Raw genomic sequence first — 13,698 nt, forward strand, 5'->3', positions numbered from 1 at the left:
CGGCACTCCTCACAGCGGTTCCTGCACGAAGGCAGAGAGGGCGACCATGGCCGCGTCGCCGTTGCCGTCGACGGCCATGCCCTTGCCGAGGCCGATGGTCGGGAACAGCGGTTTGAACTTCACGCAGGCGCGCAGCAGCATCATCTGGTTGCCATCGCCGGCAACGAAGGCGCGCACGGGGTTCACCTCCTCGGCGCGGTCGGCGCAGTCGACGGTCGTCGGCAGGGTCGAGAAGGACCACATGCTGACGGGCTCCATCTCCAGTTTCAGGGAGGTGGAGCAATCCTCGATGATGCCGGCATAGGTGCAGATCAGGTCCTTCAGCTCGTCATGGGTGGTGGCCTGCCCGGTTGCGAGCCGCAGGTCGCGCACCGCAAGGTCAAGCCCACGTTCCAGCATGGTCTGGCGCAGGGTCCAGATGCCCAGTTCCACACCCGACAGCATGACCGTCAAGTAGAGCGGCAGCATTACGGCGAACTCCACGATGGCGTGGCCGGTCTCGTTGCGCCAGAAGCGCTGAAGGGGGGAAAGAAGGCGCTTCATCATTGGGTCAACTTCAGGGTGACGAGTTGCGTGGCGATCGTCCGGAAGGCGGTCGAGATCTCGATCCCGTCGACCCGGAAGAAGTGGCTGTCGGAGGAGGCGCAGTTGCGCATGACCTGCGCGCCGTGGTTCTCGACCTCGAAGCCGATGGTCCAGACCACGATGCCCTTGGCCTTGGCCGCGTCGCACACGTTGTAAAGCAGGTTGTCGGCCTCGTTCGCGCTGTAGCGGGTGTAGTAGAACTGGCTCCGCAGGTTCGAATAGGCGTCATAGATCGTTTCGTAGAAGCTGCGGTAGCCCCAGTGGTAGACCATGTCCGGGGTGGCATAGACCTCGGGCCGCAGGCGGATCGTGTCCACGTTCTCACCGTCGGTCATGAGAATGACGTTCTTGGCGCTTTCGCCGTAGTCCATGGGCCGGCCGAGGAAGAAGTCCTCCACGAGGCCGTCGTTGACCATGTCGGTGATGGCCGGGCGCAGGGCCGGGTCCAGCAGGCCGACGCCCCATTTCATCCCGAGGTGGATCGCGGTGTTGGCCCGGTCGGTCAGCTGGTTGATGTTCGACTTCAGCTGCGTGGCATTGTGGCTGAAGGGCTGGATGCGTTCGTAGCTGCGCATCGGGCAGGCCGGGTTCTGGATGCCGTTGCGCGTCGACGAGGTTTCCTCGAAGTGCTGGCCCTGGATGTATTGCTGCGTGGTCGAGATAGCGGTGGTCGAGAAGTCGGCGTTCGCGAACTCGATGCAGTGGGAATACCCATGCACCTGCGTCACGTTCAGTCGCGACATCAGTTCGGGGCCGGCGTTCACGTTCGAGGTATAGGGCACGACCGAGAGCGAGATCTTGTTGTAGTCGTCGCTGCCCAGCACGGTATCCACGAATTCCGAGGCGGCCGAGCGCAGCTGGGACATCTTGCTGCCCTGCCGCATCGAGCCCGAGATATCGAGCACGAGAGAGATCTCCGCGTCGCCCACGGCCTCCTGCGCCTCGCCCGCGATCGGGATCGGCAGGGTGGGGAAGCCGAGGGGACGCAGGAACTGTGTCGGCATGTCCTGATGCGCCACCACGTGCACGGTCCGCGCGCCGGCTTCGCCGGTCACGGTGACCGTGTCCACGTAGGACAGCATGTCATACTTGCGGAAGTAGTCGTCGACCACGGCCTCGGGGTCGAGGGTCTGGTCCTTGTCCGCCGCCGCCAGAACGGCCCGGTCGAGCACCGACTGCATGCGCGAGCGCTGCAGTTCCTGCCGCATGAAGTCCACGCCCATGCCGCCCACGGTGATCATGATCAGCAGGAAGCAGAGCGCGAGCACGATCATCACCCCGCTTTCGTCCCGTGCGAACCGGGACAGGTATTGCTGCAGACGCGCGCTGGGGCTCATCTTGCCTGATCCTTCACTGTGACTACCCGTGGCCGCCTTTGCAGCCGATGCCTTGCGGCTTTTCATTCCTGTGAAGAAATAGTCCCGGATCGTGGCGAAAGTTGGACCTGACCCGGGGCCGGCCTTGGGAAAACCGGCGGCATTGTCGGGGCAGCGCGGACAATGCTGCCCTGCGGCGGAAAACACGCCTTCCGGGCAACAATGTGCTGTGCTCTAACGGTAGGGGAACGCGGGATTTTCAGGGCCCGGACCGCGGGGAGGCGCGGAATTCACCGGAACTTCACATTCATGCCCCGATCCTGCCGCGTTGCGAGTCGCCCTCTCCGGGGGCCGGCTCAGGCCCATCGACAGGCCCGTCGACAGGCCATGCCCCGACGACCCTCAATTCCGCAACCGTGCAAAGGGGAGGACAATGCACATATTCCAGGAACCCTCATTCCGCGACTCCGTGGACCTGATGTTCAACCGCGCCGTGGCGCTGATGGACCTCGAACCCGGGCTCGAGGAGAAAATCCGCGTCTGCAATGCGACCTATACCGTGCGCTTCGGCGTCCGGCTGCGCGGGCAGATGCATACGTTCACCGGCTACCGCTCGGTCCATTCCGAACACATGGAACCGGTCAAGGGCGGCATCCGCTATGCGCCCGAGGTGAACCAGAACGAGGTCGAGGCGCTGGCGGCGCTGATGACCTTCAAATGCGCCCTCGTGGAGGCCCCCTTCGGCGGCTCCAAGGGCGGGCTCTGCATCGATCCCCGCGACTGGGAGGAGCATGAGCTGGAGCGGATCACCCGCCGCTTCGCCTATGAGCTGATCAAGCGCGACATGATCAACCCGGCCCAGAACGTGCCCGCCCCCGACATGGGCACCGGCGAGCGCGAGATGGCCTGGATCGCGGACCAGTACGCGCGGATGAACACCACCGACATCAACTCCCGCGCCTGCGTCACCGGCAAGCCGCTGAACGCCGGCGGCATCGCCGGCCGGGTCGAGGCCACGGGGCGCGGCGTGCAATACGCGCTGCAGGAGTTCTTCCGCCACCCCGAGGACGTGGCCAAGGCCGGTCTCTCCGGCACGCTCGACGGCAAGCGGGTGATCGTTCAGGGCCTCGGCAACGTGGGCTTCCACGCGGCCAAGTTCCTCTCGGAGGAGGATGGGGCAAAGATCATCGGCGTGATCGAACGGGACGGGGCGCTCTACAACCCCGGCGGCATCGACGTGGCCGCCCTGCGCGACTGGCTGGTGCGCCACGGCGGCGTGGCGGGCTTCCCCGACGCCACCCACACCGCGGAAGGCGCCGCAGTGCTGGAGGAGGAGTGCGATATCCTGATCCCCGCCGCCCTCGAAGGCGTGATCACCATGGAGAACGCGCCCCGGATCAAGGCCCCGCTGATCATCGAGGCCGCCAACGGCCCGATCACCGCCGGGGCCGACGACATCCTGCGCAGCCGCGGCACGGTGATCATCCCCGATCTCTACGCCAACGCGGGCGGCGTCACGGTCTCCTACTTCGAGTGGGTCAAGAACCTCAGCCACATCCGCTTCGGCCGGATGCAGCGCCGCCAGGAAGAGGCGCGCCACCAGCTCCTCATCGACGAGTTGGAACGCCTCTCGCGCGACAGCGGCATCGGCTGGACCCTGAGCCCGGGCTTCAAGGACAAGTACCTGCGCGGGGCAGGGGAACTGGAGTTGGTCCGCTCCGGCCTCGATGACACGATGCGCACGGCCTACCAGTCCATGCGCGAGGTCTGGCACGCCCGCGCCGACGTTCCCGACCTGCGCACCGCCGGCTACCTCGTCTCCATCGACCGGGTCTCCGCCAGCTACCGCGCCAAGGGGCTCTGACGCACCCGACACCCCAATGAGGGCGGACCGCCGCACCGCGCACCGTCCGCCCTCATCCACTGTTCCGAAATATCCTCGGGGGTGAATTGCGCGCCCGCGCGCAAGAGGGGGCAGACAGCCCCCTCGCGCCATCGCCGGATTGCAAATCCGTGTACACACGCCCGCCACCCCTCACCGGTCCGGCGGCACCAGTCCCAGCCCGCGCAGGTAAATCCCGATCCCTGTCTCCAGCAGATCCTCCGGCGAGAAGGGGGAGCGGCCGCCGGCGTTGCGGGCATAGAGCTCGACGACGCCGTGGCTCATGGCCCAGACATGGGCCGAGAACATCGAGGCCGGTGGCCTGCGGTCGGGGGGAATGAACTCGGAAAGGTCGGCGGCCGCCTGTTCCAGAACGCCGCGTGCCCGGGCAGAGACCGCCGCCAGTTCGGGCGTGCGGTTCATGGAGATGCCGCTTTCGAACATGGCGATGTAATGCCCGGGATACTTGCGGGCGAAGGCGAGGTAGGCGCGGCCCGTGGCCTCGAAGGCCGAGAGCGCGGACGGCTGGCCGCTGTCATAGGCGTATTGGATGACGTCGGCGAAGATCTCGTAGCCCTGCCGGGCGGCCTCGGCGATCAGGTCCTCGCGGCCCTCGAAGTGGCGGTAGACCGCGGCAGGGGTGACCCCGGCGAGCTTGGCCGCCTCCGAGAGGGTGAAGCCGGTGGGGCCCTTTTCCTCGATCAGCTCCAGCGCCGCCTCCACCAGCGCCTGCCGCAGGTTGCCGTGGTGATAGCCGCGTTTCTTATGCATCCCAGATGTCCGGACCGCCGCAGATCTGCGGATCGGGCGTGCCGACGGCCTTCTTGTCCTTGTCGGCGTAGTCGATCCCGGCCAGCACGGTGCGGATCGCGGCGAGGCGGGCGCGTTTCTTGTCGTCTGAGCGGATCACCGTCCAGGGCGCGTGGGGCTGGTGGCTGCGTTCCAGCGTCTCGCGGATCGCGTCCGTGTAGGCATCCCACTTCTTCAGCCCGTCCACGTCGATGGAGGAGAGCTTCCACTGCTTCAGCGGGTCACGCTCGCGGTCGATGAAGCGGCGCAGCTGTTCGGCCTGGCCGACGTTGAGCCAGAACTTGAAGAAATGGATCCCCTCGTCATAGATCATCCGCTCGAAGGCCGGGACCTGGCGGAAGAAATGCTCGCGCTGTTCCGGGGTGCAGAAGCCGAAGACATGTTCGACCACGCCGCGGTTGTACCAGGAGCGGTCGAAGAAGGTGATCTCGCCGCCGGAGGGGAGCTGTTCCACGTAGCGCTGGAAGTACCACTGGGTCGCCTCGACCTCGGTCGGCTTGGGCAGGGCCACGACGCGGGCGCCGCGCGGGTTCAGGTTCTCGCGGAAGCGCTTGATCGTGCCGCCCTTGCCGGCGGCGTCGCGGCCCTCGAAGACGGCGACCACCCGCGCGCCGGTGTCCTGCACCCAGGCCTGCAACTTGCACAGCTCGATCTGGAGCATTGCAAGCTCGGCCTCGTAGGTCTTCTTCTTCATCTCCTCCGAGTAGGGGTAGCTCGCGGTGATGATGTCATCTTTGTCCGCCCGCTTGATCGCGTTGCGCACGGCCTTCGGGGCCTCTTCCTCGTGGAACCTTGTGATCGCACCGTCATAGGGCAGGGCCATGATCTCAATCCTTTTTACATCAATATGCTGTCGAAACCGGATGCGTTCAATGCGGGTGTTTCACTGTGGCGCGGTCAGGCCTGCGCGGGCGGCGGCGCGGTGGATCGCGGCGACGGTCTCATCCTGCGCGACGTGGTGCGGCATGTGGCCGATGCCCTCCAGCGGGGTCAGCCGGGCGCTGTCCACCTCGCGGGCGAGGGCGACGGAGTGAAGCTCGAAATAGACCGTGTCGTCGGCGGTGCCGTGCAGGACCTCGATCGGCATCGTGAGCGTGCCGTAGTGGCGGGCCATCTCGGTGACCTCGTCCTTGATGTCCCGGCGGTGCAGCGCATTGGCCAGCAGCGAGGCGCGGCGCAGGGTCAGCCCGGCGCCGACCGCTTCGGCATAGCCTTCCGGCGGGGTCTGGGGCGCGAAGATGCTGCCGATCTCCTGCCGGACATAGCTTTCGGGCACCCAGGCGGTCAGGAGGGGCGCCAGCAGGGGGCCGAAGACCGGGTGCGAGAGGGTGCGGTAATAGGGGCTGAGGCCGCCGGGCCAGCGATGCGCGGGGGCAGCCAGCAGCACGAGGGCCGAGAGCGCGTGCGGCTGGTAGACGCCCCAGGCGAGCGCCACGGCCCCGCCGAGGGACTGGCCGACTACCACGGGCCGGGTTGCGCCCAGCTCTGCCGCCGCACGGGCGAGGAGGGCGGCCTGGTCGCGGATCGGGGAGCCTGCGGCATCGGGTTCTTCGGTATAGCCGAGGCCCGGACGGTCGAAGGTGATCACCCGGAAGTCCCGCGCCAGCCGCTTGGAGAGCGAGAAGGTCATGTCCCGGGTGTTGCCCGAGGCGCCGTGGATCAGCACCACGTCCGGGCCCGACCCCTCGACGACGGCATGGACGGTCACGCCCTCCACCTCGATGAGCCGTCCCTCGGGCGGGAAACGGGCCTCTGCGGCAGCCTCGTTCCGGGCCGCCCGCCACAGCGTGACAACCCAGAAGACCGCCAGAACGGCGAGAAGGCCCGCGAGGATCTTAAGTGCCAATATCTTCGAGCCTGTAGGGCGTGGATTGATAGAGCTCGTTGATCCAGTTGCCGTAGAGCAGGTGGGCATGGCTGCGCCAGCGGTTCAGCGGCGGGCGGGAGGGATCGTTGTCCGGGTAGTAGTTCATCGGCACGTTGATCTCCGTTCCGGCGGCGACATCGCGGTCGTACTCCTGCTTCAGCGTGTCACTGTCGTATTCGAAGTGGTTGAAGCAGTAGAGCGTCCGGTGTGCCGGATCATCCACGAGGCAGGGCCCGGTCTGGTCCGATCCCAGCAGCGTGCGCAGGTCGGAATTGGCGAGGACGTCGGACTGGCGGATTTCCGTCCAGCGCGACACCGGCACCACGCAGAGGTCCGAGAAGCCCCGCAGGTAGGGCGAGGTCGGATCGAGGTTGGTGTGCGGGAAGCAGCCGAAGGCCTTGGCCTCCAGCAGGTGCTTGGGCACGCCGTGGAAGTAGTTGATCATCGCCATGCCGCCCCAGCAGACGGCCATGGTGGAATGCACATGGGTCTGGGTCCAGTCGAAGATGCGGCGCAGCTCCTCCCAGTAGGTGACCTGATCGAAGTCCAGCTGCTCCACCGGGGCGCCGGTGATGATCAGCCCGTCGAACTTCTGACCCGAGGCCTCGACCTCATCGAAGGGCTGGTAGAAGCTCTCCATGTGTTCGGCGGCGGTATTCTTGGTCTGGTGCTCGCTCATGCGGATCAGCGTCAGCTCGATCTGCAGCGGCGTGGCCCCGATCAGCCGCGAGAACTGGGTCTCGGTCTGGATCTTCTTGGGCATCAGGTTCAGCAGCGCGATCTTCAGTGGGCGGATGTCCTGCCGCGCCGCCACGTCTTCCGACATGACCATGACCCCTTCGCGCACGAGAACGTCGAAGGCGGGCAGGTCGGACGGAAGCTTGATAGGCATGGTGAACCCTTATGGCTGTTGCGGAGCGTCTAGATAGGCAATGGCCGGGAAAAGGGAAGCGCTACCTCCGGTCAAGAGCCCGTGCGACAAGCGTCTCGAAGTCCGCGGCTGTGCGGATCTGCGAGACCTCCTCGGCCGTCACGGTGACCCCGCGCTCGGCCATGGCGGCATAACGCGGCTGGCGGTGGGCTAGGGCCCGGCCATAGGACCACCGGACGAATGCGTCTGGGTCGATCTCCTCCGGACCCAGACCCGTCTCCTCCTGGTAGGCTGCCCAACCCTCGGTCAGGAACCGGGTCTGGTAGTACATCGGTTTCGGGGCGCGGTCAAAGCGGCGGATCAGTTCTTCGGTATGGGCCTCGCTGCCCTTGAGCCAGATCAGCAGGGCATCGGTTTCCAGCGCCTTGAGCACCGGGTCCTCGGGATCGGCCGGGTCCACCACCTCGCAGATCGAACCGCCGCTGTCGCAGACGAAATGCGGATAGCCATAGAGCCGCTGTGCCCGTTCGCTGAAATGCGCGGTGTCCAGCAGCGCGGCCACTTCGGCCTCCATGTGCTGCTCCTGCCGGCGCATGTATTCCGCGAAGGTCAGGCCGCCCTTCTCCGGATTGCCCGGCTTGCCGAGGTAGGTGGAGAGCGGCGTGAGGTTGTTGAAGGTGATGTTGGAGCCGATGTAGATCGAATCCGTCATCAGCAGGTGCCGCAGGAAGGGAACCTGCATGGCGTGTTTCTTGGCGTTGTCGGCGATGTGCTCGCCCATGTAGCGGGTGCCGATCCGGTAATCGACGGAATAGTGGAACCAGTCGCCGTCGCCGCGCAGCAGGTTCGAGACATGGGTCTTGCCCAGTCCGGACATGCCGAAGAGAACTACCTTCTTGCGTTCGGCCTTCAGCCAGTCCTGCCCGTCGACGTAGATCATGTCTGTACCCCTGTTTCTCTCCCGGGTGTTAGGGGCTTGCGCGGGGATGGTCAAATTCAATCCCCGGCAGGGCCCCCGAGATGACGCGCTGCCGCTGGGGGCGGTTGCGCGGGGTGCCCTGGACTGGACAGAGGGGGCAGAGAGGGCAGGCGGCCCGGGTCGGGCCTTGGCCTGCCTTCTGTCGGTCTTGCGCCGGGGATGGGGCGGCGTCGGACAAAACACGACGGCATAAACACCACGGGCGGGGCCCGTCGGCCCCGCCCGCTGACGGGCATCGTCATGCCCGCCCCCTCGCGTCCGTGAGTGTGCTTCGGATCAGAAGGTGTAGGCCACCTTGAGCCCGAAGGCCGTGGCGGTGTTGTCGGTGAAGTCCCCGCGCGCGGTGCCGCCGGTCTGGGGCATCGCATCGCCGAACCAGATGTGGCTGACGCCGCCCGAGATCTCGACCTGCTCGGAGACCTTGTAGCTGCCCCCCAGCGTGATCGCGGTCAGGCCGGTGCGCGGCGACAGCGGGCTGACCAGTTCCTTGCCCGGCGCCTCGTAGGCGACCGAGACGGAGGCCGCGAACTTCGGCGTTAAGCGTCGCCCGACCCCCAGCGTGTAGGTCGTCGTATCCTCCAGCGAGACGAGGTCGCGGCCAAAGGCGGTGGGCTTGATCCGGAAGGCCGAATGTTCGGCCCAGCGGACCGAGGCCATCAGAAGCGTGTCCTCGGCGATGCCGGTCTGGAACTCGAGGTTCACGCTCTGCGGGGTCTTCACCTTCGTGGTCGAGGTGACGCCCGGCGCGATGTTCTCCTGCGTGTCGAAGTCATGCTCGATCTCGGAGTTGTAGGTCAGCGCGAGCCGGAAGGCGATCTCCGGGATCTCGTAGGCCGCACCCACCACGTAGCCGGTGGCCCAGTTCTCCTCCAGCTTCACGTTGTAGCCGCTGGCGGGGCCGTAGGCCGCGCCCGAGAGGGTGATCTCCCCCTCGGCCTTCTGGAAGCGCAGGCCCCCGAAGACGCTGACGTTCTCGTTGATCTGGAACTTGGCGAGCGCGGTCAGCGCCGAGGTCTCGGCCTCGGCGATCGTGCCACCCAGCACGATGTTCGACGGATCATACAGGATGTCCGCGCCGAAGGGCTTGTCATAGATCAGCGCAACCGCAACGCGGTCGCTCACGTCCATCTTGAGCCCGATGCTCGGCAGATTGAAGCTGTCGGCGACATTCGGCACCCGCGCGGTATCCACCGTGGTGCCAGTCAGGTCCGGGTTGACGTGGCCGTAGCTCAGCTCGGCACGGTTGCCTTCTGCGAACAGAAGCATTGCCGATTGCGTGGTGCGTTCGATGCCGCCTGCATGGGCTGCGGTCGACGCTGCTACGGCCATTGCGGCGCCAGCCGCGATGGTCCCCACCCTCATCATCATCCTCTCCTCCCGTTGGATGTGACAGATATGTGATGCGATGGTGGGGGAAGTCGATGCGCCTCGTCAATCTGGGGGGGCGGTGTGACGTGGCGGAAGTTTACGTAATCTGCCGCCACGTCAACTTGCGCCTTTTCAGGCCGGAGGCGCGACCGGGGGAGCGGCCCGCCGGGCGCGGGTTTCCGTCCATATGTTCAGGTAGTTGCCGCCAAAGATCACCAGCGCCCCCAGCAGGACGAAGGGATCCAGCGTCTCGCCATAAAGGATCGCCGCGACCACCGCGACCCCGGGCAGCCGTGCGAAGTCGATCGGCACGACGATGGTGGCAGGGGCGAAGGACAGCGCCGAGGTCAGGCAGAAATGGCCCATCAGGCCGCAGCAGCCGATGACCGCCAGCAGCAGCCATTCCTGCCCGGCGGGCAGGGCCATGGCGCCGTCGGCAAAGGCACAGGCAAAGCCCATGACCGCCTGCATCACGGTCAGCCAGAACAGGATCGAGGGCGTGCTCTCGGTGCGGGTCAGCAGCTTGGTGGTGGTGATGGAGCCGGCAAAGCCGATGGCGGCGAGGGCGGCGAAGATCACCCCGGTGCTGATCGGCACCGCGCCGGGACGGGCCACCAGCAGCACCCCGGCAAATCCGATCACGGCCGAGAGCGCGCGCATCTTCGTCAGCCGCTCGCCGAGGATCAGCGGGGAGAGCACCAGCACCCAGAGCGGAGAGGTGAACTCCAGCGCGAAGACCTGCGCCAGCGGGATCGAGGTGAGGGCGTAGAACCACAGGTTCTGGCCGGTGAAATGGCTGAGGTTGCGCACCGCGTGCAGCCCCATGCGGCGCGCCTTGACCCGGGGCCAGAGCCCGAAGGCCGTCAGCACCGCCACCATGATCAACACCCCGAAGAGCGAGCGGAAGGCCATGATCTCGAAGGTGTCGAGCCGCAGCCCCGCCTGACGCCCGGCCACGGCCATGACGATGAAGGAGACGACGGAGCCGGACATCCAGATGACGGCCCGCAGGACATCGGAACGCGGCTTGGATGCGGACGTGCGTGATGCCCCCATGGCGGGCCCTCCCTCTTGCCGCTTTCTCTTGGCAGGGGGCGGGCCGGGGCGCAACCCCGCCAGATGGGCCCGCCAGATGGGCCCACCGGATGGGCGGCTCTCGAAAGCGGGCGCAGGGGCGCCTGTGCTGCGCTGCGGGCCCGTCTGCCTTACCGGGGATGCGATCCTCAGGCGTTGCGAATGACGTCGAGCCAGATCGGCAGGTGGTCCGAGGCCACCCGCGCCGGGCTGGCCACATGGGCGACGGGCGGATCGGCGCGCAGCCCGGGGCCGACCGCGAACCGGTCAAGCGCCGCCACGGGCCGGGGCGCGGGGTAGTTCGGACCGGCGGGGACAAGGCGGAGGTCGCGCAACTGTGCCTGCAGCGGCGCGTCGTCGCCCCATTCGTTGAAATCCCCGGCCATGATCACCGGCGCATCGGGCAGAAGCTCCAGCGCGCGGCGGATCGCGGCCAGTTGCAGGATCCGGTAGCGCCGTACGAGGCCGAGGTGCGTGCCCACGACGCGCACCACCCCGATCGGGGTGCGGGCCAGCACCCAGACCGCGCCGCGCGGCTCCAGCCCGGGCAGGTCGATGTGACCGGTCTCCACCACCTCGATACCGTCGCGCAGCAGGATCGCATTGCCATGCCAGCCAAGCGAGCCGCCGGGCTCTCCCAGGTCTGCAACCTGCCAGCCCTCGGCCTCGGCCATGGCGTGGGGAAGCGCGGCAGGCCGCGGCGGCAGCCGCTTGTCGGCCTCCTGCAGGACCGCGATCTGGGCCCCGGTGGCGCCTAGTACGGCAAGCGAGCGGTCCGGACGGCGGCGCAGGTCCAGTCCGACGCATTTCTGCAGGTTGTAGGTTGCGATACGCAGTCTATCTCGTGACATGATCCACTAATGTGCACGGTCCGGCGGGGAAGTCATCCATGTTGCGCGAACAAAATCTGGTGACGCGGACGATCTGGGCCCTGCTTCTGATCGACGCAACGTTTTCGATCATCGAGGGGCGCTATTCCCTCGCCTTCATCGCGCTGGTGACGCTGGCGCTCTCAATTGCGCCCAGCTACGTCGCCCGCTGGGCCGGGGTCCATGTGCCGCCGGGCTTCATGGCGGCGGTGGTGGCCTTCGTGGCCGGGACGCTCTTCCTTGGCGAGGTCTTCGATTTCTACAACCGTTTCTGGTGGTGGGACATCGTCATGCACGGGGGCTCGGCCATCGGCTTCTCGCTGCTGGGGTTCATCCTCGTCTTCATGATGTTCCAGGGCGATCTCTACGCGGCGCCCCATTGGGCCATTGCCTTCTTCGGGTTCTGCTTTGCCGTGACCATCGGCGCGGCCTGGGAGGTGTTCGAATTCACCATGGACCAGACCTTCGGCATGAACATGCAGAAGTCCGGCCTCGTGGACACCATGGGGGATCTGATCGTCGACATGGTGGGGGCCTTCATCGGTGCGCTGGTGGGCTTTGCCTATCTCAAGGGGCGATCCTTCGGGGGGATGGGGCATGTGATCGCCGAGTTCATCCGCCGCAATCCGCGCTACTTCGCCCGCACCGGGAACAGGGGGCACGAGATCGCCAACCGTCTTTCGGGGCGCAAGGTGCCCGGAGGCAATGCCGGCCCGTTGGATTTCGCCCTGCGCGCCGCGGAGGGCGACACTTCCGACAGGCCGGAGACCTGAGGGCGGTTCCCCGGGGGGGGAGAGCAAGCCACCTGTTTCCCGAGGGGACCGTGTGCCTGGCCACAGGGGGGCGGTTTGGCCTCAGCCGGTGACCATCAGCCGATCCAGCCCGTGGAAGTGATAGAGGTTCGCATAGCGCGGGGCCTCTGCCAACGAGAGGCGGGGACGCGTCTCGAACAGGATCGGCAGCGCGATCTGCAACTCGAGCCGTGCAAGGGGCGCACCGACGCAGAAGTGCAGCCCGCCGCCAAAGGCCGTGGTGGTCTTCACCGGGCGGGCGGGATCGAAGACCTCCGGCTGCGTCCAGACGGCGGGATCGTGACAGGCCGCCCCGAGGACAAGGGCCACCTGATCGCCCCGGGCAAAGCGATGGCCGAAGACCTCGATGTCCTCGTAGGCGTAGCGGGTGAAGATATGCAGCGGGGGATCGCGGCGCAGGATCTCCTCGACAGTGCCGGCCACGCGGTCGGGGGTCAGAACCTCCGCACCCATGCCGTTCTCCAGCAGCAGTTTCACACCGTTGCCGATAGTATGGACCGTCGCTTCATGGCCCGCGTTCAGCAGCAGGATGCAGGTGGTGATCAGCTCGTCCGGGGTCAGCTTCTCGCCGTCCTCCTCTGCCGCGATCAGGTGGGTGATCAGATCATCCGCGGGACGGGCGCGCCGCTCTTCCACGTAGCCCCGCAGGAAGTCAGAGAACTCCGTCGCGGCGACAGAGGCCGCGTCCTCTGTCTCGCGGGTGCGGCTGGCCTGGTAGACGGCAACCATCGCGTTGGACCAGCTGAGCAACTGCGGCACCATGCTCTCGGGCACGCCCAGCAGACGGGCAATGACGATGGCGGGCAGGGGGGCGGCAAAGGCGGGCAGCAGGTCATAGGCCCCGTCCCGGGGCAGACCCTCCGCCAGGTCCCGCGCCAGCTGCGCAATCTCGGGCCCAAGCGCCTTGATCCGCCGGGAGGTGAAGGCCCGCAGCACGAGGCCCCGCAGACGGGTATGACGGGGCGGCTCCAGCTCCAGCATGGAATGGGCCTCGACCTTGTAGAAGGGCTCCAGATGCGGGGGGATGACAGGGGCCTGCTCGGGCGGCACCTCGCGCCCGAAGCGACGATCCTTCAGCAGCGTGTTGACCACATCATGGGAGAAGGCGGCCACCATGCCATACTCCTCCCACCGCACGAGGGGCCCGAGGGACCGCGCATGGGCATAGAAGCCATAGGGGGACTGGACGAACTCTGGATCGGTCGGGGATTGGGTCACGCTCTGCATGGGATCAGATTGCGTGCCCGGCTGGTCAAGGCAAGAGG

Annotated in this window: 13 protein-coding genes; 2 read left to right on the forward strand and 11 right to left on the reverse strand. The window is 66.7% G+C overall.

Annotation, left to right across the window (positions count from 1 at the left end):
• Window positions 1-9 precede the first annotated feature (9 nt).
• Window positions 10-543 carry a TadE/TadG family type IV pilus assembly protein gene (locus tag ACX9MO_RS16770; protein WP_462212663.1) on the reverse strand — a complete coding sequence of 178 codons (534 nt, stop codon included), beginning with the start codon at window positions 541-543 and terminating at the stop codon, window positions 10-12.
• Window positions 543-1,922: a TadE/TadG family type IV pilus assembly protein gene (locus tag ACX9MO_RS16775; RefSeq protein WP_222489728.1), complete on the reverse strand. Its 1,380-nt coding sequence runs from the start codon at window positions 1,920-1,922 to the stop codon at window positions 543-545. The genes ACX9MO_RS16770 and ACX9MO_RS16775 overlap by 1 nt, the downstream gene beginning before the upstream one ends.
• Before the next feature lie 412 nt (window positions 1,923-2,334).
• Here ACX9MO_RS16775 and ACX9MO_RS16780 point away from each other — a divergent pair, with 412 nt between their 5' ends.
• Window positions 2,335-3,765, forward strand: a complete 1,431-nt coding sequence (locus ACX9MO_RS16780; RefSeq protein ID WP_222489729.1) for a Glu/Leu/Phe/Val family dehydrogenase — start codon at window positions 2,335-2,337, stop codon at window positions 3,763-3,765.
• Window positions 3,766-3,936: 171 nt separating this feature from the next.
• Here ACX9MO_RS16780 and ACX9MO_RS16785 read toward each other — a convergent pair whose 3' ends face one another.
• The 8 genes from ACX9MO_RS16785 to ACX9MO_RS16820 form a co-directional block, all read right to left on the reverse strand.
• Complete coding sequence (locus ACX9MO_RS16785) at window positions 3,937-4,554, reverse strand: TetR/AcrR family transcriptional regulator (protein ID WP_222489734.1); 618 nt, start codon at window positions 4,552-4,554, stop codon at window positions 3,937-3,939.
• On the reverse strand, window positions 4,547-5,416 hold the full coding sequence (gene ppk2 / locus ACX9MO_RS16790) for a polyphosphate kinase 2 (protein ID WP_462212664.1): 870 nt from the start codon (window positions 5,414-5,416) through the stop codon (window positions 4,547-4,549). Before ppk2 ends, ACX9MO_RS16785 begins: the two co-directional genes overlap by 8 nt.
• Before the next feature lie 60 nt (window positions 5,417-5,476).
• On the reverse strand, window positions 5,477-6,439 hold the full coding sequence (locus ACX9MO_RS16795; RefSeq protein WP_462212665.1) for an alpha/beta fold hydrolase: 963 nt from the start codon (window positions 6,437-6,439) through the stop codon (window positions 5,477-5,479).
• The gene (gene metA / locus ACX9MO_RS16800; RefSeq protein WP_462212666.1) at window positions 6,429-7,352 is read right to left on the reverse strand and encodes a homoserine O-acetyltransferase MetA; all 924 of its coding nucleotides are present in this window, start codon (window positions 7,350-7,352) and stop codon (window positions 6,429-6,431) included. The genes ACX9MO_RS16795 and metA overlap by 11 nt, the downstream gene beginning before the upstream one ends.
• 61 nt (window positions 7,353-7,413) lie before the next feature.
• Window positions 7,414-8,271 (reverse strand): ATPase, encoded by an 858-nt coding sequence (locus tag ACX9MO_RS16805; RefSeq protein WP_462212667.1) that lies wholly within the window; start codon window positions 8,269-8,271, stop codon window positions 7,414-7,416.
• A gap of 315 nt (window positions 8,272-8,586) precedes the next feature.
• A complete protein-coding gene (locus ACX9MO_RS16810) occupies window positions 8,587-9,678 on the reverse strand; it encodes an OmpP1/FadL family transporter (protein WP_462212668.1) in 1,092 nt (363 codons plus the stop codon).
• Between the two features lie 132 nt (window positions 9,679-9,810).
• On the reverse strand, window positions 9,811-10,734 hold the full coding sequence (locus ACX9MO_RS16815; protein WP_462212669.1) for a DMT family transporter: 924 nt from the start codon (window positions 10,732-10,734) through the stop codon (window positions 9,811-9,813).
• A gap of 167 nt (window positions 10,735-10,901) precedes the next feature.
• Window positions 10,902-11,603, reverse strand: a complete 702-nt coding sequence (locus ACX9MO_RS16820) for an endonuclease/exonuclease/phosphatase family protein (RefSeq protein ID WP_222489740.1) — start codon at window positions 11,601-11,603, stop codon at window positions 10,902-10,904.
• A 38-nt stretch (window positions 11,604-11,641) separates the two neighbouring features.
• On the opposite strand from ACX9MO_RS16820, the gene ACX9MO_RS16825 reads away from it, so the two are divergent.
• Complete coding sequence (locus ACX9MO_RS16825; protein ID WP_462212670.1) at window positions 11,642-12,394, forward strand: hypothetical protein; 753 nt, start codon at window positions 11,642-11,644, stop codon at window positions 12,392-12,394.
• A gap of 81 nt (window positions 12,395-12,475) precedes the next feature.
• On the opposite strand, the gene ACX9MO_RS16830 is transcribed toward ACX9MO_RS16825, so the two are convergent.
• The gene (locus ACX9MO_RS16830) at window positions 12,476-13,660 is read right to left on the reverse strand and encodes a cytochrome P450 (protein WP_462212671.1); all 1,185 of its coding nucleotides are present in this window, start codon (window positions 13,658-13,660) and stop codon (window positions 12,476-12,478) included.
• Between the last annotated feature and the right edge of the window lie 38 nt (window positions 13,661-13,698).

This window comes from Pseudooceanicola profundus, from assembly GCF_054919315.1.